The organism is Aeromonas sp. HMWF017 (assembly GCF_003061465.1).
Taxonomy (GTDB): domain Bacteria; phylum Pseudomonadota; class Gammaproteobacteria; order Enterobacterales; family Aeromonadaceae; genus Aeromonas; species Aeromonas veronii.
Window position 1 is genome coordinate 43,451 of the sequence record NZ_QAJD01000161.1, and the last position, 20,188, is coordinate 63,638.

Sequence of the window (20,188 nt, forward strand, 5' to 3'; positions counted from 1 at the left end):
GCCAGACGGGCCGCCGATGAGTGGCTGGCGGCCGGTGGCCGGGTCTGGCTGGCCGAGCAGTTTGATGATGCACAACACTCCGCCCCGGATCTGGTGATCGATGCCCTGTTTGGCACCGGCGTCAACACGCCCCTCTCGCCACTACTGACAAAGATCGTCGCAACAATCAATGGCTTGGCTGTGCCCGTGCTGGCGGTGGATCTCCCCTCCGGCCTCAACGGCGATACCGGCCGTGCCATGGGGGCCGTGGTGCAGGCCACTCGCACCCTCACCTTTATCGGTATCAAGCAGGGGATGCTCACCGGCGACGGGGTGGATTGTGTCGGCCAGCTAGACTGCGATCCCCTTGGCGTGACGCCTGATGACACTATGCTGCCCGCCGCCTGGCGTATCGATTATCCGCAGCTGAGCACGCAGATGACCCCGCGCCCGCGCGCTTCCCACAAGGGCTCTTATGGCAAGGTACTGCTGGTGGGGGGCAATCGCGGCATGCAGGGGGCCATCGTGCTGGCTGCCCGCGCCTGCCTGCGGGCGGGGGCCGGGCTGGTGCGGGTATGTCAGCATCCGGAACATCCGCCGGTCAGCCTCTATCAACCCGAACTGATGAGTCTCACTACCGCAGATGACGAGGGGTGGGCGTCGGTGCGGGTCATTGGCCCCGGGCTCGGTCAGGATGAGTGGGGAAGCGCGCAAATCGCCCGTTATCTCACCGAACGGCTGCCACTGGTTTTGGACGCCGATGGATTGAATTGGCTGGCGCAATCTCCCCGCCATCAGGATAATTGGGTGCTCACGCCCCATCCCGGCGAAGCAGCGCGCCTGCTGGGATGCTCCATTGCCGAGATTGAAACCGACCGGTTTGCCGCCGTGCAGGCGTTGCAGCGGCGCTATGGCGGTGTGGTGCTGCTAAAAGGGGCGGGATCACTTATTTATGACGGCGAGCGGGTCGCTCTCTGTTGTGAAGGCAATCCCGGCATGGCAAGTGGCGGCATGGGCGATCTGTTATCTGGTATAATCGCCGCCCTTTTGGCCCAGGGCTGGTCTGCCACCATGGCAAGCTGGCTGGGTGCCGTGATCCACGGCGAGGCTGCAGATCAGGCCGCCGCTGACGGCGAGCGGGGCATGCTGGCGTCAGATCTGCTGCCGCTGATCCGCAAACTGGTTAATCCCGACACCATTACAAGTTAAAAAGAAGAACATGGCAAAACAGTTGATGATGACACTGCCGGACGAGGCAGCAACCGTGGCACTGGGTGGCCGTCTGGCACAAGCCTGCCAGCAGGCGACCACAGTGTTTTTGCATGGCACGCTTGGCGCCGGTAAAACCACCCTGACCCGCGGCTGGGTGCAGGGCCTTGGCCATCAGGGCAAGGTAAAAAGCCCGACTTACACTCTGGTCGAACCCTATGAGCTCGATGGCTGGCAGGTCTACCATTTTGATCTCTATCGCCTGGCTGATCCGGAAGAGCTGGAATTCATGGGCATTCGGGACTATTTTGCCGCCAACACTCTCTGTCTGGTGGAGTGGTCCGAGAAGGGCGAGGGCTGGTTACCGGCTCCCGACCTGGAAATTACCCTCACCTATGTAGGCGAGCAGCGCGAGGTTCTGATAGAGGCTCGCACTGCTATTGGCGAAGCCATTCTGGAACGGTTGTCATCTACGTGCGCTTGATCCTTGTTATTGCTCTCTCTTTGATGGCGTTACCCTCCTGGGCGAATCAGCTCAAGAGCGTACGAATCTGGCCATCACCGGATAACACCCGGGTGGTGCTCGATATGAGCAGCGCCCCCAACTTCAACTATTTCACCCTCACCGGCCCGGATCGGCTGGTGATCGACCTGAAAGGGGCGAGCAACGCCGCCAATCTGGCGCGGATCGAGAACAACAGCGAACTGGTGCGCAAGATCCGCCAGAGCACTCCGCTGGAGAAGGGGGGGCTGCGGCTGGTGATGGATCTCAGCTCCGCCATCAAGCCGGTGGTCTTTCCGTTGGCGCCAGCCGGGCCCTATGGCCACCGTCTGGTCATCGACCTCCCTTATGAAGAGAAGCGCTCGGCGGCTGCGGTGCAGTCCACGCCTGTCGGTGGCAAAGGCAAGGGGGTGGTGATTGCCATCGACCCGGGCCACGGCGGGGAAGACCCGGGCTCCATCGGCCCGCGTCGTACCTACGAGAAGCGGGTGACGCTGGCGGTCTCCCAGAAGCTGGCTGCACTGATCGACCGCGAGCCGGGGATGCGCGCCGTGATGACCCGTCGTGGCGACTATTTCGTCGATCTCAACAAGCGCTCCGAGATTGCCCGCAAGGCCAAGGCGGATCTGCTGGTCTCTATCCATGCAGACAGTTTTCATAACTCGACCCCGCGCGGTGCCTCGGTCTGGGTCTTGTCGACCAACCGTGCCAACCGCGAGATGGGTAGCTGGCTGGAGAAGCAAGAGAAGCAGGGCGAGCTGCTGGGCGGTGTCGGCAAGGTGTTGGCGGAATCTGATCCCAACCCCTATCTGGCGCAGACCTTCCTTGACCTCTCCATGGACAAGTCCCGTGCCGAAGGGTACGACGTCAGCCGCCAGATCCTGCGCTCCATGGGCAAGGTCGCCCGACTGCACAAGAAGGCGCCGGAACACGCCAGTCTGGCGGTGCTGAAGGCGCCGGATATTCCCTCGGTGCTGGTTGAAACCGGGTTTATCTCCAACCATGCGGAAGAGAAGCTGCTGGCCACCGCCAGCTATCAGGACCAGCTGGCCCGCGCTATCTTCGAGGGGATCCGCAACTACTACCGCGCCCACCCGACCAAGGGGGCCATGCTGACCGGCAAGGGGCAGGTGAGCCAACCTGCTGCTACTCGCCCTGCACCGGTAGCCCGGCAGCCGGTGAGCCAGCCCAGGCAGGCACAGTCGCAGCCGGTAGTGACCAACAAGATGCCCGCTACTGCCCGCGACAGCGGCACGGCGAGCGGCTCTGGTGCCGGGGTGATCAAGCCTTACTCGGCGGCAGCGCAAGAGAGCGGTGCACCGGTCAGCAGTGTGGGCGACTATGACAAATCGCGGATGCTCCGCCATGTGGTCAAACGGGGTGAGAGCCTCTCCCGCCTTGCCGAGAAGCATGGAGTGAGTCAGTCCACTCTGGTGGAGATCAACCAGCTGCGCAGCCGGGATATTCAGATTGGTCAGACTATCTATATCCCTCAGCAGGGGCAGAGCCGCGCTGCTGCCCCCGTTCGCAGTGACGACAAGTCGCAGATGATCCGCCATGTGGTCAAGCGGGGCGAGAGTCTCTCCCGCCTTGCCGAGAAGCATGGGGTGAGTCAGGCTCGGCTGGTGGAGATCAACAAGCTCAAGTCGCGGAATATTCAGGTCGGGCAGGTGCTCTACATTCCGCAAAACTGACGCGCGGGAGCGGACAATGCCGCTCCCGCTGTTAGCGAATACCATCAGCAAGATTGAAATTCAGGAGTAAATGATGCCGATCCGTATATTGCCCCCTATCCTGGCCAACCAGATTCTGGTTGGTGGAGAGGTGGTGGAGCGGCCCTCCTGGAGCCTTAAGAGACTGACCATCCGCAAGATTGAAATTCAGGAGTAAGTGATGCCGATCCGTATTTTGCCACCCATTCTGGCCAACCAGATTGCAGCCGGAGAGGTGGTGGAGCGGCCCTCATCTGTGGTGAAAGAGCTGGTGGAAAACAGCCTGGATGCGGGGGCCGACCGGGTCGAGATCGACATCGACAAGGGGGGCTCCAAGCTGATCCGCATCCGTGACAACGGCTGTGGCGTCGCCAAAGACGAGCTGGTGCTGGCGCTGTCGCGTCATGCGACCTCCAAGGTGGCCACGCTGGACGATCTGGAAGGGATCAACAGCCTCGGTTTTCGTGGCGAGGCGCTCGCCTCCATCAGCTCGGTCTCCCGTCTCACCTTCACCTCCCGTACCGCCGAGCAGTCCGAAGCCTGGCAAGCCCAGGCGGAAGGGCGCGAGATGAGCGTCACCATCAAGCCGGCGGCCCATCCGGTGGGCACCACGGTGGAGGTAGTGGACCTCTTCTTCAATACCCCGGCGCGGCGCAAGTTCATGCGCAGCGAAAAGACCGAGTTTGCCCATATCGATGAGCTGGTGCGCCGCATCGCGCTCTCCCGCTTCGATGCCACCCTGATCCTGCGCCACAATGGCAAGGTGGTGCGCCAGTACAAGGCCGCCAATACCGTGCCGGAGCAGGAGCGACGTCTCGCCGCCGTTTGCGGCACTCCCTTCATGCACCATGCGCTGGCGGTGGAGAGCGAGCATAGCGACGTGCGTCTGTGGGGCTGGCTGGCGACTCCGGAGGGGGCAAGACCACAAAACGATCTGCAATACACCTATGTCAACGGCCGGATGATGCGCGACAAGCTCATCAACCACGCCATTCGTCAGGCCTATGACGAGTTGCTGCCTCCCGATCGCTTCGCCGCTTATGTGCTCTATATCGAGCTGGATCCCCGTCAGGTAGATGTCAACGTCCACCCGGCCAAGCATGAGGTACGCTTCCATCAGGCGCGGCTCATCCACGACTTTATCTTTCAGGCGCTGTTTACTGCGCTGCGCCGCGAAGGAGTCAGCGCCGCTCATCAGGACGCGCCGCTGGCCGAAACCCTGGTCGAGCTGCCGGTCAGCCCGCAGATTGAATATCCCGGTCAGGCGCCCCGCCCGGAGTGGTACGGTGCCGAGCACAGCTACCGGGCACCTGCACAGGTGCGGGAGGGGGGCGGTGGGGCTGGCCGAGCCAGCAATTATCAACCGCCCGAGCCCCCAAGCAGGGAGGCGATGAGCGGCATGGGCGCTCTGCTCACTACGCTGCCTATCGCAACTGCGACTGAGGCTGCTCCCGCACAGTCCACCGACACGGTGCCATCACCCAAACAGGGGGGATGCCGCGCCCTGACACTGGTGGATCAGGCCTACCTGTTGATCGAGCGGGATAATCAGCTGGCGCTGCTCTCGCTGGTGCGCGCCGAGCGGGTGCTGCTGCGCCACTGGCTGCTGGAGACCTGGGGCCAGGGACTGGCGGCCCAGCCACTGTTGCTGCCGGTCTCCTTCAAATTGCCGAAGAATTTGATCGCGCTGGTGACCGAGCAGGAGCGTTTGCTGAAACGGATGGGGCTGGAGTTGAAAAGCGGGGGGCGCGACACCATGATCCTGACTCGGGTGCCGGCTCTGCTGCGCCAGACCGATCTGGTGCGTCTGTTACCCGAATTGCTGCAAATTATCGAGGGCGGATCTGACAGTGATGCTGGTCAGCAGGCTGAAGTATTATGCCAATGGCTGGTGGAGCAGGGGATAAGCCGCGAGAAGATATACGATTTTTCAACTGCCAGTCGTCTGCTGACGGAACTTGTGGCCGCTCACGCTGACCAACTGACAGATATTCGCATGGTACGCCCGCTTTCGTTGGCGACCGTGCTGGAGGAGTTTGAACATGACGAGTGACTTGCCGACCGCAATTTTTCTGATGGGGCCGACGGCCTCCGGCAAGACGGATCTCGCCATTGAACTGTGCCAGGCGCTGCCCTGCGACATCATCAGCGTCGATTCGGCGCTGATCTATCGCGGCATGGATATCGGTACGGCCAAGCCGACTGCCGATGAGCTGGCGCGGGCCCCGCACCGGCTGATCGACATTCTTGATCCCGCAGTGAGCTATTCTGCGGCCGATTTTTGCAAGGATGCCCTGCGGGAGATGAAAGAGATCGCCGACCGCGGCCGCATTCCGCTGCTGGTGGGCGGCACCATGCTCTATTTCAAGGCGCTGCTGGAGGGATTGTCCCCATTGCCCTCCGCCGATCCCGCCATTCGAGCCGGGATTGAGGAAGAGGCTGCCCGCCTCGGTTGGCAGGCGCTGCACGATGAGCTGGTGCGCATTGACCCGGTTGCCGGGGCGCGGATCCACCCCAATGACCCGCAGCGACTCTCTCGGGCGCTGGAGGTCTACCGCATCAGCGGCAAGACCCTTACCGAGCTGACGCAGGTGCAGGGGGAGGGCTTGCCCTATCGGGTGCTGCAGTTTGCCATCGCCCCGAGCGAACGCGCCGTGCTGCATCAGCGTATCGAACTGCGCTTTGACAAGATGCTGCAAGGTGGCTTTGAACAGGAGGTTCGTGCGCTGATGGCGCGCGGCGATCTGACCCCGGATCTCCCCTCCATTCGCTGTGTGGGTTATCGCCAAATGTGGGACTACCTGTGCGGTGAAGTGGGGTATGATGAGATGCGTTATCGTGGCATTGTTGCCACACGCCAATTGGCAAAACGACAGATGACTTGGTTGCGCGGCTGGCCCGACGTGACCTGGTTGGAATCTGGTGAGTCTGGCAATTTCGACCGCGTGCTTGCTCGCGCTGGTGCGGCTTGACACTCCCTGTATAATCAGGTTGTTATATTGATATTCGGTGTTTAAAAACAACAAACTATAAGGAAAAGAAAAATGGCTAAGGGGCAATCTCTCCAAGACCCGTTTTTGAATGCGCTGCGCCGTGAGCGGATTCCTGTTTCTATCTATTTGGTGAACGGCATCAAACTGCAAGGTCAGATCGAGTCTTTTGACCAGTTTGTTATCCTGCTGAAAAACACCGTGAGCCAGATGGTTTACAAGCACGCCATCTCGACTGTCGTACCGGCCCGTGCCGTCAATCATCACCAGCCCACTCCGGGTGGCGCGGCTGATGAACAGGGTGATGCCGAGGCGTGATATCCCTGGGCGAGTCGACTCGCCAACTCAGATTCATCATGATTCCTGTTAAGGAGCAAGCGCTTGTTTGACCGTTATGAAGCTGGCGAACAGGCCGTTCTGGTGCATGTCAACTTCAGTGATGAGGGTGAGCGGGAGGATCTGGAAGAGCTCAAGATGTTGGTGAGCTCGGCCGGAGTCAATGCGCTGGGGGTAATTACCACCAGTCGCAGTGCGCCCAGTGCCAAATTTTTTGTCGGCAGTGGCAAGGCTGAAGAGATCGCGTCCCAAGTCCAGATGCTGGATGCCGACGTCGTCATCTTCAACCACGCCCTGACCCCCGCCCAGGAGCGCAACCTGGAGCGTCTGTTCCAGTGCCGGGTGGTGGACCGAACCGGCCTGATCCTCGATATCTTTGCCCAGCGCGCCCGTACCCACGAAGGTAAACTGCAGGTCGAACTGGCCCAGTTGCGCCATCTTTCCACTCGTCTGGTGCGAGGCTGGACCCACCTTGAGCGTCAAAAGGGCGGGATCGGTCTGCGTGGCCCGGGTGAAACCCAGCTTGAGACTGACCGACGTCTGCTGCGGGAACGCATCAAGGCGATTTTGCGTCGGCTCGACAAGGTGGCCAAGCAGCGGGAGCAGGGACGCCGCGCCCGCAATCGCAACGAAGTGCCGACGGTGTCACTGGTTGGTTATACCAACGCCGGAAAGTCCACTTTGTTCAACCAACTTACAGCTGCCAGCGTGTATGCTGCCGACCAATTGTTCGCAACTCTGGATCCCACCCTGCGTAAACTGGTGATCCGGGATGTGGGTGATGTGATTTTGGCGGATACAGTTGGATTTATTCGACACTTGCCCCATGATCTGGTCGCGGCCTTCAAGGCGACCCTGCAGGAGACCCGTGAAGCGGATCTGCTGCTGCATGTGGTGGACTGTGCCGATGAGCAGATGCAGGAGAATATCGACTCCGTGCAGCAGGTGTTGGCCGAGATTGAAGCCGATGACAGGCCCCAGCTGATGATCTGCAACAAGATCGACAAGCTGGCGGATCGTCCGGCAGGTCTGGAGCGAGATGACGAGGGGCGCCCGTTGCGCGTCTGGTTGTCGGCCCAGACTGGTGAAGGTTGTGAGCATCTGTTTACGGCGCTGACCGAATTGCTGGCTGGCTCCATGGTGCATCACACCCTGCAGTTGCCTCCTTCTGCCGCGAGATTGCGCAGTGCGCTCTATCAGCTGAAAGGGATTGAGCAGGAAGGTTTTAGCGAGGAGGGTGATTTCGTGCTGGAAGTCCGCTTGCAAGTGGCCGACTGGAACCGCCTCGTGAAACAGGAAGGTGAGAGTTTACAACGCTTTATCAGGCATTGATTCGTTGATGAAGATGAACCCTTAGGGGCTTCGCGACGTATGACGGCCCGATAGAGATGATATCCATCCGCATGTATTAATGGAGACGCTGATGGCTTGGAATGAGCCTGGTAACAACGGCAAAGACCGTGACCCTTGGGGGAATAACGGCAAGAATCAGGGACCCCCTGATCTGGATGAAATGCTGCGCAAAGTGAGTCGCCGTTTCGGTGGCTTGTTTGGTGGCGGCAAATCTGGCGGCGATGTAGGTCGCTTTGGTATCTCCATCGCGCTGGTTGTGGCTGTGGTGGTGTGGGTCGTCAGCGGCTTCTACACCATTCGCGAAGCGGAGCGTGGTGCCGTGCTGCGGTTTGGCAAGTTTTCCCATATTGTCGAGCCGGGCCTGCGCTGGAAGCCGACCTTTATCGATCAGGTGATCCCGGTGGACGTCGAGTCTGTGCGCTCCCTGCCTGCCTCCGGTTTCATGCTGACTCAGGATGAGAACGTGGTACGGGTCGAGATGGACGTGCAGTACCGTGTGGTCAATCCCGAGCAGTATCTGTTCAGCGTGACCAATGCCGACGAGAGTCTGGGTCAGGCCACCGATAGCGCCCTGCGCTACGTGGTGGGTCATACCCGGATGGATGACGTGCTGACCACCGGTCGTGAGAAGGTGCGTCAGGAGACCTGGCAGGTGATCGATGGCATCATCGAGCCTTACCAGATGGGTCTGCAGATCGTCGACGTCAACTTCTTGCCGGCGCGTCCGCCGGAAGAGGTGAAAGACGCGTTTGATGACGCCATCTCCGCTCAGGAAGATGAACAGCGCTTCATTCGTGAAGCAGAAGCCTATGCCCGTGAAGTCGAGCCCAAGGCCCGTGGTCAGGTGAAGCGTCTGGAGCAGGAAGCGGAAGCTTACAAATCCCAGATCGTGTTGAAAGCCCAGGGTGAAGTCGCTCGCTTCAACGAGCTGCTGCCCCAGTATCAGGCTGCCCCCGAGCTGACCCGTGAGCGTATCTATCTGGAAACCATGGAAGAGCTCTATCAGCAGGCCAACAAGGTGGTGGTCGACATGCCGGCTGGCAACAACAGCATGATCTACCTGCCGCTCGACAAGCTGTCTGGCAAGCCGAAGGTAACCCAGTCTGATCGTGCCACTGCCGCCCCGGTCACAGAGCAGGTCCCCGTTTCCAACGAGGGTGCCAACTCTACCCCGACAATGCCGCTGCGTAGCGGTGACCGCTTCAGCTCAGGGAGAAACTGATAGATGAAAAAGCTAGCTATTGGTGCAATCGCTGTCGCGGCCATGGTCTGCTTCTCCTCTGTCTTTATCGTTGATGAAGGTCAGAAGGGGATTGTGGTGCAGTTTGGCAAGGTGAAGCGGGTTGACTCCGGTGAACCCCGCCTCTATGAGCCGGGCCTGCATTTCAAGGTGCCGCTCATCGACCAGGTTCGCAAGATGGATGCCCGCATCCAGACCATTGACAGCCAGGCCGACCGTTTTGTCACCTCCGAGAAGAAAGACCTGATCATCGACTCCTACGTGAAGTGGAAGATCGAGGACTTCTCCAAGTACTACTTGGCAACCGGTGGTGGCAACAAGCTGCAGGCTGAAGATCTGCTCAAGCGCAAGATCAACAACGGTCTGCGTTCCGAGATTGGTAACCGCACCATCAAGGACATCGTCTCCGGTGAGCGCAGTACCGTGATGGAAGATGCCCTGAAGAAGATGGCGCGCTCCTCCGAGCTCGGCATCAAGGTGGTGGATGTGCGGATCAAGCAGATCAACCTGCCGGTGGAAGTCTCTAACTCCATCTACCAGCGGATGCGCGCCGAGCGTACCGCAGTCGCCCGTGAGCACCGCTCTCAGGGTCGCGAGAAGGCTGAAATCCTGCGTGCCGATATCGACCGCAAGGTGACCGTCATGATCGCCGACGCCGAGAGTAACGCTCGCCAGCTGCGCGGTGAAGGGGATGCGGAAGCCGCCAAGATCTATGCCGACAGCTACAAGAAAGACCCCGAGTTTTTCAGCTTCGTGCGTAGCATGGAGGCCTATCGCAAGAGCTTTGCCGGTGGCAACGACCTGATGGTGTTGAAGCCGGACAGCGAGTTCTTCCGTTACCTCAAGTCTCCTCACGGCACCAAGCCGTAATCGCCACGAGGTCACATTCAAAGGGTCTGCATTGTCAGACCCTTTTGTTTTTGGTGCCAACGCCAGCCGTTGACCCGAGGGGCTGGTTGCATTGAAGGAGGTCGGATGCTGACATCCATGCTGATGGGGTTGGGATTGCTGCTGTTGTTCGAGGGGCTCGGCCCGTTGTTGATGCCCAGGGCATGGCAGCAGATGTTGCGGCTGCTGAGCGATCAGCCACCGGAGCAGTTGCGCCGTATCGGCGGCTCGCTAGTGGTGGCGGGTAGCGTGATCCTCTGGATGCTGAGTCGCTGAGTCTGACGCAATGTACAGTTCAGCAGATAGCAGACAATAAAAAAGAGGCCGAAGGCCTCTTTTTTCATGTATGTCGTTTACTCAGGCACTGCGCTGCACGGCCATGTGGGCCAGTGTTTCCAGCGCCTGTTTGTGCGGGGAGTCAGGCAGGATGGCGAGGGCGGCAATCGCCTTGTCGGCCTCTTCCTTGGCACGCATGCGGGAGTATTCCAGCGCGCCGGTACGGTCGAGAATGCCAAGGATCTGCTCAAGATGCTCCATGCCGTTGCGGTGCTCGATGGCATCGCGCACCAGCTGGCGCTCTTCCGGCGTACCCACTTCCATGGCGCGCAGCAGCGGTAGGGTCGGTTTGCCTTCGGCCAGATCGTCGCCGACGTTCTTGCCCATCTCTTCGCTCTGGGAGCAGTAGTCCATCACGTCATCGATGATCTGGAACGCGGTGCCCAAATACTTGCCGTAATCGGTCATGGCCTGCTCGACGGGCTCGGGCTGATGAGTCAGCACGGCTGCAAGGCGAGTGGCGGCCTCGAACAGCTTGGCGGTCTTGCAGTAGATGACCGTCATGTAGCTCTCTTCGGTGGTATCCGGATCGTTGCAGTTCATCAGCTGCAATACTTCTCCTTCGGCGATGGTGTTGGTGGCATCCGAGAGGATCTCCATCACCCGCAGGTTGGAGAGTTCGGCCATCATCTGGAAGGAGCGGCTATAGAGGTAGTCACCGACCAGCACGCTGGCGGCATTGCCAAACATGGCGTTGGCGGTCTCCCTGCCACGGCGCAGGTCGGATTCGTCGACCACGTCGTCATGCAGCAGGGTCGAGGTGTGAATGAATTCGATGATGGCGGCCAGTTTCAGGTGATCCTCGCCCTCATAGCCAAGCGCACGCGCAGCCATCACGGTCAGCATGGGGCGCATCCGTTTCCCGCCGGCGCTGACAATGTAGAAACCCAGCTGATTAATCAGACTAACGTCGGACTGGAGTCGGGCCAGGATCAGTTCATTGACCGCCGTCATGTCGGCGGCACAGAGCGCACGGATAGTCTGTTGGTCCATAAGTCTCGTAACGTGACAGCAGCAATAACTGCGATTTTAGTAATGGCAGGGATTCTACACGATTTCACAATGGGTTACAGTTAGGCGTTTATCCACGGCGGCAGATATGCGCACAAAATAAACTTTTTGCTAAATTGGCCTTGCCTGAGCAGATCGATTTGCGTAGAATGCCCGCCCATTGTTATAGGTTTTTGCGCATGTCTAGCCTTGAGCAAAAGACATGCCTTTACGGAGTTAATCAAATGTACGCGGTATTCCAAAGCGGCGGAAAACAACACCGTGTGGCCGAAGGTCAAATCGTTCGTCTGGAAAAGCTGAACGTTGAGACTGGCGCTACCATCGACTTCAACGAAGTTCTGATGGTTGCTGCAGGCGACACTTTTAAAGTAGGTGCTCCTTTCGTTGAAGGTGGCAAGGTTGTAGCTGAAGTTGTGGCTCACGGCCGTGGCGAGAAAGTGACTATCGTCAAGTTCCGTCGTCGTAAGCACCATCGTAAGCAAGCGGGCCACCGTCAGTGGTTCACTGAAGTCAAAATCACTGGCATCAGCGCTTAATTAGAGGAGTCCGATAAATGGCACACAAAAAAGCTGGCGGTTCATCCCGCAACGGTCGCGATTCTGAAGCTAAACGCCTGGGCGTGAAGCGTTTCGGCGGCGAAACAGTTCTGGCTGGCAGCATCATCGTTCGTCAACGTGGTACCAAGTTCCACGCTGGCACTAACGTTGGTCTGGGCAAGGATCACACCCTGTTCGCTACCGCGACTGGTAAAATCCTGTTCGAAGTTAAAGGTCCGCTGAATCGTAAGTACGTTAGCATCGTTGCTGAGTAATTACGGACCGCAAGGATCCGAAGCCCCGCCAACAGGCGGGGCTTTTGTTTTTCTGACGTCTTTCTGATGTCGTTGACGAAAAAACGGAACGCAGCTGACTTTGGCTCTGACGGGCATGATTGGCAAGATGCGTATCGCCCGCAGGGGTCTGTACCACTATAATTGCGTATCGGTTTTTCGAATTAAGGTGACGGTTACCTATGAAGTTTGTTGATGAAGTCCAGATTCGAGTCGATGCCGGTGACGGTGGTAACGGTTGTGTAAGCTTTCGCCGTGAAAAATATATTCCCAACGGTGGTCCGGACGGCGGTGACGGCGGTGACGGTGGCGACGTATATCTGATCGCCGACGAGAACCTCAATACCCTGATCGACTACCGTTTCGAGCGTTTCCATGCTGCCGAGCGCGGTGAGAATGGCCAGAGCGCCAACTGTACCGGTCGCCGCGGCAAGGACAAGATCCTGCGTGTGCCGGTCGGTACCCGAGCGACCGATGAAGATACCGGTGAACTGCTGGGGGATCTGACCCACCACGAGCAGAAGCTGCTGGTTGCCAAAGGTGGTTTCCACGGTCTGGGCAACACCCGCTTCAAGAGCTCCGTCAACCGTGCTCCCCGCCAGAAGAGTAACGGTACTCCGGGTGAAGTGCGTACCCTGAAGCTGGAGCTGCTGCTGCTGGCCGATGTCGGCATGCTGGGTCTGCCCAACGCAGGCAAGTCTACCTTTATTCGCGCCGTTTCTGCGGCTCGTCCGAAAGTGGCTGATTACCCCTTCACTACCCTGGTACCGAACCTGGGTGTGGTGCGTGGCGAGAACTCCCGCTCCTTCGTGATCGCCGATATCCCTGGTCTGATCGAAGGTGCTGCCGAAGGCGCAGGTCTGGGTATCCGCTTCCTGAAACACCTCGAGCGTTGCCGCGTGCTGATCCACCTGGTGGATATCTGCCCGGTTGATGGCTCCGATCCTGCTGAAAATGCCGTGACCATCGTCAAGGAGCTGGAGAAGTACAGCCCGGAACTGGCTGGCAAGCCGCGCTGGTTGGTGTTTAACAAGATGGATCTGATCCTGGAAGAAGAAGCCCAGGAGGTGATGGATCGCGTCAAGGCGGCCCTGAACCACGAAGGTCCGGTCTATGCCATCACTGCCATCAGCAAGGAAGGCACCAAGAAGGTCTGCTACGACATTCTGGATCTGCTGGATACCATGCCCCGTCAGCTGGCGGAAGATGCCAAAGACGCCATCGAGAAGGTGGAGTTCAAGTGGGACGACTACCACAAGAACCAGCTGGCCAAGGCTGAAGCGGAAGCACTGGCTGCCTCTCTTGCCTTCGATGAAGGGCTTGATGATGACGATTGGGATGACGACGAAGATGATGGCGTTGAAGTCATCTACGTCCGTGACTGATCCCCGTCACTCTCATTGAAAACCGGAGCCTGAACAGGCTCCGGTTTTTTTATGTCTATCGAGCAGCAACTCATTAGGTATATTTGTGATGTCACTTATTGCCTGCTACTGATAACCGATTATACTGCCCACCAAAATTAACAATAACGAAACAATCATCTGGCGATGTCGATTGAATCGATATGCGCCGCTGTATCTTATTGTTTTAATGGAAGGTTTGCCTGTGGAAATATTTATGCGCAAATTTCTGCCTTAAAGGCTTGTTTGTGCATTTTTTTAGAGTATTCTTGCGCCCGTTTTGCCGGTTAATGCATGAATACGCAGGTTGGCCGGGCTAGGGAAAAGTAACATTAGGGCAGTCATATCATGTTGGAAAAGAGTCTCGAAGCACCAGCGGTCAATACTCGCCGTAACTTGTTGATGTTTCTGGTTCCGTCACTTATCGGGATCCTGTTATTCATGACGCCGGTCGTCTATGACGGTAACGTCACCATCCCGGTGGCCGTGCTAGCCAAGCTGGTGCAGCGTGTTTTTGCCGATTATCTGGTCGCCATGGTCAGTGCGGTGATCACCACCACCATGCTGATGACGGTGATTGCCTGGTTGTTCAAGCCGGCGATTCTGGTGCGTCGTCCTTTCCTCAACAGCTTGTTCAATGTCTCCCCTTTCTGGGCCTGCGTGCGGGTATTGGGCGGTATCTTCGTGCTGCTGACCTTCTTCCAGGTGGGGCCAGAGGTGCTTTACTCCGGCGCAACCGGTGGACTGGTGCTCAACGATCTGCTGCCGGTGCTGTTTTCGGTCTTCATTTTTGCCGGCCTGCTGCTGCCGTTGCTGCTCGATTTCGGGTTGCTGGAATTTGTCGGCACCATGATGACCCGCATCATGCGTCCGGTGTTCCGGTTGCCGGGTCGCTCCGCAGTGGACTGCTTTGCCTCCTGGCTTGGCGATGGCAGCGTCGGCATCCTGCTGACCAGCAAGCAGTACGAAGGGAAGTTCTACACCCAGCGTGAAGCTGCGGTGATTGGCACCACCTTCTCTGCGGTCTCAATCACCTTCTGTCTGGTGGTGATCTCCCAGGTGAAGCTGGAGCACATGTTTGTCCCCTTTTACCTGACCGTCTGTCTGGCGGGGGTGGTCGCCGCTATCGTGGTGCCGCGTCTGCCGCCACTTTGCTGGAAGAAGGACATCTATGCCGATGGCACTCCCCTGTGCCGCAAGCAGGAAGCAGTGCCGCACCAGCACAGCGTAATGAGCTATGGTTTCGAGCGTGCGCTGACCAAGGCTGACAGCATGACTGATCTCGGCGCCGTCGCACGGGAAGGGGTGAAGAATGCACTGGATATGGTATTTGGTGTGCTGCCGGTGGTGATGGCGATAGGTACCTGTGCCCTGATGCTGGCCGAACATACCCCTATCTTCAACTGGCTTGGCGCTCCGTTCGTCCCCTTGCTGGAGCTGCTGCAACTGCCGGAGGCGGAAGCGGCTTCCAAGACCATCATGGTCGGTTTTGCCGACATGTTCATTCCGGCGGTGCTGGCCTCGACCATCGAGAGTGACATGACCCGCTTCGTGATTGCCGCCATGTCGGTAACCCAGCTGATCTATATGTCGGAAGTGGGCGCCCTGCTGCTGGGCAGCAAGATCCCGGTCAAGCTGTGGGAGCTGTTCGTTATCTTCCTGCTGCGCACTCTGGTTACCTTGCCGGTTATTGCCGGGGTGGCACACCTGCTGTTCTAAGGGCGCAGCGCAGTGAAAAACGGTCAACCTCGGTTGACCGTTTTCTTTTTCGCAGTAACGGGAGAGAGTACCCCATCGGTTGGTTTAGCCTGTAGTGACGGGACACTGGATGGTCAGCGAGTGGATTGTGTTGGCGATGCGATAGGGCTTGGCTGCCTTGTAGACCTTCTTCTCGTCGTCATAGCTTCCCCCCAGATACTGGGTGCTGTAGAGCGTCTGCTGGCGACGGTCGGTCTCCTTGTAACCTTGTGGGCAGGTCTGGTTGGCCTGCTGGAAGCAGGCTTTCATGCTGCTGCACTCGATGTAGAAGCCGCGTTGGCTGGTATCGGCAAGGTGCACAGGGGTGACGGTAGGGGCGGGGGGAGACAACAGGGCGCAGCCGGAGAGCGTCAGCGCGCCCAGCAGAATGAGATGTTTTGACATAGATAACCTGAACAGTGTGGTGTGACAAAGAGTGAGGGGGAGTCTATTGCTCCCCCTTCGCTATAGGGGCACCGTTATAACCAGCCCGGGGCGCTCAGGCCAGCCCGCAAATGTAAGAAAATATGATCCACCCTCGGGCATGCGCGGCCAGCAGGATGAGCGTTCAAACAATACTTGCCTGAGATTTGTTCCGTTCGATTGCTGCGCTTGGCAGGCAGAGTGTGGCAGGAGATAGTGATTCATTCAGGTATCCCGTGCTACATTGCCCCACTTGTTACTGGTCTGTAAATCAATGGAGTGACCCATGTCTGCCATCCCCTATTCCGTGCTCGATCTGGTGCCTGTTGCCGAGGGTTCCGTGCCTGCCGAGTCATTTCGCCGTTCGCGGGATCTTGCCCGCCATGCCGAGGGTTGGGGTTACCAGCGCTACTGGCTGGCCGAGCATCACAACATGCCGGGCATTGCCAGTGCCGCCACCTCGGTGCTGATCGGTCATCTGGCCGAGGCCACCACCACTCTGCGGATCGGCGCGGGTGGCATCATGCTGCCGAACCACTCGCCGCTGGTGATTGCCGAACAGTTTGGCACTTTGGCTTCGCTCTATCCCGACCGCATCGACCTTGGCCTTGGCCGTGCCCCCGGTACCGATCAGCGCACCATGCGGGCGCTGCGGCGTATGCGCAGTGGCGAGGTGGATGATTTTCCGGCCGATGTGCGCGAGCTGATGAGCTACTTTGGCGACGAGATTGGCGCGGTGCAGGCGGTGCCCGGCCAGAGGCTGCATCTGCCCATCTGGCTGCTGGGCTCCAGCCTCTACAGCGCGCAACTGGCAGCGGCGATGGGCTTGCCGTTCGGTTTTGCCTCCCATTTCGCCCCAGCCATGTTGCTGCAGGCGCTGGAGCTCTACCGCAGCCAGTATCGTCCCTCTGCTCGCTGGCCCAAGCCTTATGCTGTGGTCTGCATCAACATGATCGCCGCCGACAGCGAGCGGGAGGCCCGCTTCCAGTTCACCACCCTGCAGCAGCAGTTCCTGCGCCTCCATCGCGGCAACGCAGGCAAGCTGCCGGCCCCTGTCATCGAGCTGGGGGAGGAGTGGTCGGAGCGCGAGCTGCTGGCCATGGAGCAGACCCTGGCCCGATCTCTGGTGGGAGACCCGGAGCAGGTTCGTCACGGCCTCAAGGCCCTGCTGGCGGAAACCCGTGCCGATGAGCTGATGTTCAATGGCCCCATCGTCGATCATCAGGCCCGACTGCGCTCCTTTGAAATTGCCGCCGAGCTGATGCAGAGCCTGTGATGACACATCCGGGCACATCTGCATGTGTGCCAGAGCTTGACCTTATATCTCTTTATGTTTATTCAACTAATTGATTTTAAAGAGTTGTCAGGTTGATGTCGGCTATCTGTCGTGTCACCTTTCGCGGCGTAAGCCCTATGCTGGCCCTGTCAATTACCACAAGGAGTTCGAGATGATCGTCAGGAAGTTGAGATTGCAACGGGGTTGGTCCCAGGATCAGTTGGCAACGTTGACTGGTTTGAGTGTCCGCACTATCCAGCGGATCGAGCAGGGGCTGCAACCCGGACTGGAATCTCTCAAGGCCCTGGCCGCCGTCTTTGAACTCGATGTGGCTCAACTGGATGGGTCAGAGCAACAGGAGCGCGAGATGAGAGGAAGTGACACTATGGGTCAGGATGCGGTGCAGGTATCGGCAGAGGAGCGGGCGGCAATGCGCTATGTGGAGGAGCTCAAGGGCTTCTATCACCATGTCGCCAGCTACGTGGTGGTGATCTGCGGGCTGTTTGTCATCAATTACCTGAGCAATCCGGAGTACATCTGGGCCTGGTGGCCAACCCTGGGCTGGGGATTGGGGCTTGCCTCCCATGCTGTTCGGGTGTTTCAGCCCTTCAAGCTGTTTGGCCCCGAGTGGGAGCGGCGCCAGATCGAGAAGCGGCTGGGGCGCAAGTTGTAACTTCATTCGTCGGAAAACAGGGAACCTAAAACAGCAAGCCCGGCAACCTGCCGGGCTTTGTTATTGGAGCGGGTTGTTGCAATCCGTGCGGTAGCGACCGCCAGATTGCAGCGCACTCCCTAGCTGGCGTGAACCGGGCAGGGGGTGGCGATCAGGGCATCATCCTCGTAGCGCCACAGGGTCAAGTTGTTGCCCCAGACACAGCCGGTATCGAGTGCCTTGATGTCGCTCTTGCCGGTGTTACCCATCAGCGCCGCCCAGTGGCCGAACACCAGAATGGGGTCATCCACGTGGTGTTCGCGCTGTTCGAACCAGGGACGCAGCCCCGGGGTCGACTCCTTGGGCCCCTTCTTGCATTTGAAGTCGAGACGACCGTCGAAATAGCAGAAGCGCATCCGGGTGAAGGTGTTGATGATGTAGCGGTAGCGGTCGATCCCGACTAGGTCATCTTTCCAGCCATCGGGCTGGTCGCCATACATGTTGTGCAGCAGCCAGCTGTACTGGTCTCCGCGCAGCAGGCTCTCTACCTCGCGGGCGCAGTTACGCGCGGTGCGGGCATCCCATGCGGGGGAGATCCCGGCATGCACCATCATGATGGGCAGATCCGGATGTTCGGCCAGTAGCGGGCGGTGGCGCAGCCACTCCAGCAGTTCATCCCGATCAGGGGCATCCATCAGGCTTTGCAGCTTGTCTTTCTTCTTGAGCGGTGCAACGCCATCGGCGACCGCCAGCAGGTGCAGGTCGTGGTTGCCGAGCACGGTAACGGCGCGGTTGCCCAGCCCTTTGACAAAACGCAGGGTATTGAGGGAGTCCGGGCCGCGGGCGACCAGATCGCCGCAGAGCCAGAGCACGTCATTTTCGGGATCGAACGCGGCAAGATCCAGCAGACGGCGCAAGTCGTCGTAACAGCCCTGGATGTCACCGACAAAACAGTTCGCCATGAAACCTCAGTTGATAATATTGGGGATAGCCAGCGTGAAGGGGGCGATGGGCGCCTCAAACTGCTGACCAGAGCCATCTTGCAGGGTATAGCTCCCTTCCATCACCCCAAGCGGGGTCGCCAGCGGCACGCCGCTCTGGTAGCGGTAGGTCTCACCTTCGGCAATGACGGGTTGTTCCCCGACCACGCCCGGGCCTGCCACTTCCAGCATCTTGCCATTGGCATCGGTGATGAGCCAGCGCCGATGCAGCAGTTGCACCGGGCCGGGCCCCAGATTCTCAATCTCGATCAGATAGTGAAACTGGTAAGGGTCTTTGGAACCCGCCACATACACGGGGTATGGGCGGATCTCGATGTGCGGGAGTGCCACAGGATCAGGCCTGTTGCTGATCCGCCAGCCAGTTGGCGATCATGACAAACTGCTCGAGGGAGAGATTCTCCGGGCGCAGGTTGCCATCGATACCAAGCTCGGTCAGCTGGGCGTCAGTGATGAAGTTGGAGAAGCTGTTGCGGATGGTCTTGCGACGCTGGCCAAAGCCTTCGGTACAGACGCGATTCAGACAGCGAATGTCTTTTGCGACTATGGTCGGATTCTTGTGCGGGATCAGGCGAACCACGGCAGAGTCCACTTTCGGCGCCGGTTTGAAGGCGCCCGGGCCCACTTCCAGCACCGGCACCACCTGGCAGTAGTACTGGGTCATCACGCTCAGGCGGCCATAAGCCTTGCTGCCCGGGCCTGCTGCCAGACGCAACACCACTTCCTTTTGCAGCATGAAGTGCATGTCCTCTACCCGATCAGCGAACTCACACAGGTGGAAGATGAGCGGGGTGGAGATGTTGTAGGGCAGGTTGCCGAAGATACGCAGCGGCCCCTTGCCTTCACCCATCAGGGTGCCGAAGTCGAAACGCATGGCGTCCGCTTCGATGACGGTCAGCTTGTCTTTGAGGGTCGGGTGCTCGCGCAGGCGAGCTGCCAGGTCCCGGTCAAGCTCGACCACGGTCATTTTGTCCATTTGGGCGGCGACCGGCTCGGTCAGCGCGGCCAGACCCGGACCGATCTCCACCAGATTCTGACCCGGCTGCGGGTTGATGGCGGCGACGATTTGATCGATCACATACCGGTCGTGCAAGAAGTTCTGACCGAAACGCTTACGGGCCGTGTGGCCCATGTGCACCTTACTGCTCATATCTTTTTTTCTCTACCATCTTGATGGCGTGGTTAATCGCGGTGACAAGGCTGCCAGGATCTGCAAGGCCCTTGCCTGCCAGATCCAGCGCGGTGCCGTGATCCACCGAAGTGCGGATGAAGGGAAGCCCCAGGGTGATATTGACCGAACTGCCGAAGCCCTTG

The 20,188-nt window shown here is 59.0% G+C and carries 23 protein-coding genes; 17 read left to right on the forward strand and 6 right to left on the reverse strand.

Annotated elements, in window-relative coordinates; all coding sequences use genetic code 11:
- From DBR30_RS17585 to DBR30_RS17635, 11 genes are all read left to right on the forward strand, one after another.
- On the forward strand, positions 1-1,188 hold a 1,188-nt coding region (locus tag DBR30_RS17585), incomplete at its 5' end, for an NAD(P)H-hydrate dehydratase (RefSeq protein ID WP_258224483.1).
- A gap of 10 nt (positions 1,189-1,198) precedes the next feature.
- Entirely contained in the window at positions 1,199-1,672 is a 474-nt protein-coding gene (gene tsaE, locus DBR30_RS17590) for a tRNA (adenosine(37)-N6)-threonylcarbamoyltransferase complex ATPase subunit type 1 TsaE (protein ID WP_005339056.1), read from the forward strand.
- 23 nt (positions 1,673-1,695) lie between these two features.
- Positions 1,696-3,384 (forward strand): N-acetylmuramoyl-L-alanine amidase, encoded by a 1,689-nt coding sequence (locus tag DBR30_RS17595; protein ID WP_258224484.1) that lies wholly within the window; start codon positions 1,696-1,698, stop codon positions 3,382-3,384.
- A 70-nt stretch (positions 3,385-3,454) separates the two neighbouring features.
- Complete coding sequence (locus DBR30_RS17600) at positions 3,455-3,580, forward strand: hypothetical protein (protein WP_258224485.1); 126 nt, start codon at positions 3,455-3,457, stop codon at positions 3,578-3,580.
- Positions 3,581-3,583: 3 nt separating this feature from the next.
- On the forward strand, positions 3,584-5,455 hold the full coding sequence (mutL, locus tag DBR30_RS17605; protein ID WP_108539867.1) for a DNA mismatch repair endonuclease MutL: 1,872 nt from the start codon (positions 3,584-3,586) through the stop codon (positions 5,453-5,455).
- A complete protein-coding gene (gene miaA / locus DBR30_RS17610; protein WP_181363615.1) occupies positions 5,445-6,374 on the forward strand; it encodes a tRNA (adenosine(37)-N6)-dimethylallyltransferase MiaA in 930 nt (309 codons plus the stop codon). The genes mutL and miaA overlap by 11 nt, the downstream gene beginning before the upstream one ends.
- Before the next feature lie 72 nt (positions 6,375-6,446).
- Positions 6,447-6,710: an RNA chaperone Hfq gene (hfq, locus tag DBR30_RS17615; protein WP_005339045.1), complete on the forward strand. Its 264-nt coding sequence runs from the start codon at positions 6,447-6,449 to the stop codon at positions 6,708-6,710.
- 63 nt (positions 6,711-6,773) lie between these two features.
- Positions 6,774-8,060 carry a ribosome rescue GTPase HflX gene (gene hflX / locus DBR30_RS17620; protein WP_005339043.1) on the forward strand — a complete coding sequence of 429 codons (1,287 nt, stop codon included), beginning with the start codon at positions 6,774-6,776 and terminating at the stop codon, positions 8,058-8,060.
- A gap of 91 nt (positions 8,061-8,151) precedes the next feature.
- The gene (gene hflK / locus DBR30_RS17625) at positions 8,152-9,303 is read left to right on the forward strand and encodes an FtsH protease activity modulator HflK (RefSeq protein ID WP_108539864.1); all 1,152 of its coding nucleotides are present in this window, start codon (positions 8,152-8,154) and stop codon (positions 9,301-9,303) included.
- 3 nt (positions 9,304-9,306) lie between these two features.
- The gene (gene hflC, locus DBR30_RS17630) at positions 9,307-10,191 is read left to right on the forward strand and encodes a protease modulator HflC (protein WP_108539861.1); all 885 of its coding nucleotides are present in this window, start codon (positions 9,307-9,309) and stop codon (positions 10,189-10,191) included.
- Positions 10,192-10,296: 105 nt separating this feature from the next.
- On the forward strand, positions 10,297-10,485 hold the full coding sequence (locus DBR30_RS17635; protein ID WP_005339036.1) for a DUF2065 domain-containing protein: 189 nt from the start codon (positions 10,297-10,299) through the stop codon (positions 10,483-10,485).
- A gap of 81 nt (positions 10,486-10,566) precedes the next feature.
- On the opposite strand, the gene ispB is transcribed toward DBR30_RS17635, so the two are convergent.
- On the reverse strand, positions 10,567-11,538 hold the full coding sequence (gene ispB / locus DBR30_RS17640) for an octaprenyl diphosphate synthase (RefSeq protein ID WP_108539858.1): 972 nt from the start codon (positions 11,536-11,538) through the stop codon (positions 10,567-10,569).
- Positions 11,539-11,780: 242 nt separating this feature from the next.
- Between ispB and rplU the strand changes: the two genes are divergently transcribed.
- The 4 genes from rplU to DBR30_RS17660 all read left to right on the forward strand — a co-directional run bounded on the left by rplU (position 11,781) and on the right by DBR30_RS17660 (position 15,507).
- Positions 11,781-12,092: a 50S ribosomal protein L21 gene (gene rplU / locus DBR30_RS17645; protein WP_005304210.1), complete on the forward strand. Its 312-nt coding sequence runs from the start codon at positions 11,781-11,783 to the stop codon at positions 12,090-12,092.
- A gap of 17 nt (positions 12,093-12,109) precedes the next feature.
- Positions 12,110-12,367 (forward strand): 50S ribosomal protein L27, encoded by a 258-nt coding sequence (rpmA, locus tag DBR30_RS17650; protein ID WP_005339028.1) that lies wholly within the window; start codon positions 12,110-12,112, stop codon positions 12,365-12,367.
- Positions 12,368-12,567: 200 nt separating this feature from the next.
- On the forward strand, positions 12,568-13,770 hold the full coding sequence (gene cgtA, locus DBR30_RS17655) for an Obg family GTPase CgtA (protein ID WP_005339026.1): 1,203 nt from the start codon (positions 12,568-12,570) through the stop codon (positions 13,768-13,770).
- 366 nt (positions 13,771-14,136) lie between these two features.
- Positions 14,137-15,507, forward strand: coding sequence for a YjiH family protein (locus DBR30_RS17660; protein ID WP_005339025.1), 1,371 nt, complete (start codon positions 14,137-14,139; stop codon positions 15,505-15,507).
- An 84-nt stretch (positions 15,508-15,591) separates the two neighbouring features.
- Here the strand turns inward: DBR30_RS17660 and DBR30_RS17665 are convergent, their stop codons facing one another.
- Positions 15,592-15,930: a hypothetical protein gene (locus DBR30_RS17665; protein WP_108542556.1), complete on the reverse strand. Its 339-nt coding sequence runs from the start codon at positions 15,928-15,930 to the stop codon at positions 15,592-15,594.
- Between the two features lie 304 nt (positions 15,931-16,234).
- On the opposite strand from DBR30_RS17665, the gene DBR30_RS17670 reads away from it, so the two are divergent.
- Positions 16,235-17,224 (forward strand): luciferase-like monooxygenase, encoded by a 990-nt coding sequence (locus DBR30_RS17670; protein WP_108542557.1) that lies wholly within the window; start codon positions 16,235-16,237, stop codon positions 17,222-17,224.
- A gap of 172 nt (positions 17,225-17,396) precedes the next feature.
- Positions 17,397-17,897, forward strand: coding sequence for a 2TM domain-containing protein (locus DBR30_RS17675; RefSeq protein ID WP_108542558.1), 501 nt, complete (start codon positions 17,397-17,399; stop codon positions 17,895-17,897).
- A gap of 119 nt (positions 17,898-18,016) precedes the next feature.
- Here DBR30_RS17675 and DBR30_RS17680 read toward each other — a convergent pair whose 3' ends face one another.
- From DBR30_RS17680 to DBR30_RS22495, 4 genes are all read right to left on the reverse strand, one after another.
- Positions 18,017-18,838: a symmetrical bis(5'-nucleosyl)-tetraphosphatase gene (locus tag DBR30_RS17680; RefSeq protein ID WP_108542559.1), complete on the reverse strand. Its 822-nt coding sequence runs from the start codon at positions 18,836-18,838 to the stop codon at positions 18,017-18,019.
- A 6-nt stretch (positions 18,839-18,844) separates the two neighbouring features.
- Positions 18,845-19,207, reverse strand: coding sequence for a Co2+/Mg2+ efflux protein ApaG (gene apaG, locus DBR30_RS17685; RefSeq protein WP_031227971.1), 363 nt, complete (start codon positions 19,205-19,207; stop codon positions 18,845-18,847).
- 4 nt (positions 19,208-19,211) lie between these two features.
- The gene (rsmA, locus tag DBR30_RS17690; protein WP_005339016.1) at positions 19,212-20,024 is read right to left on the reverse strand and encodes a 16S rRNA (adenine(1518)-N(6)/adenine(1519)-N(6))-dimethyltransferase RsmA; all 813 of its coding nucleotides are present in this window, start codon (positions 20,022-20,024) and stop codon (positions 19,212-19,214) included.
- The coding region (locus tag DBR30_RS22495; RefSeq protein WP_258224490.1) for a 4-hydroxythreonine-4-phosphate dehydrogenase PdxA at positions 20,014-20,188 on the reverse strand (175 nt) is incomplete at its 5' end. The genes rsmA and DBR30_RS22495, both read right to left, overlap by 11 nt.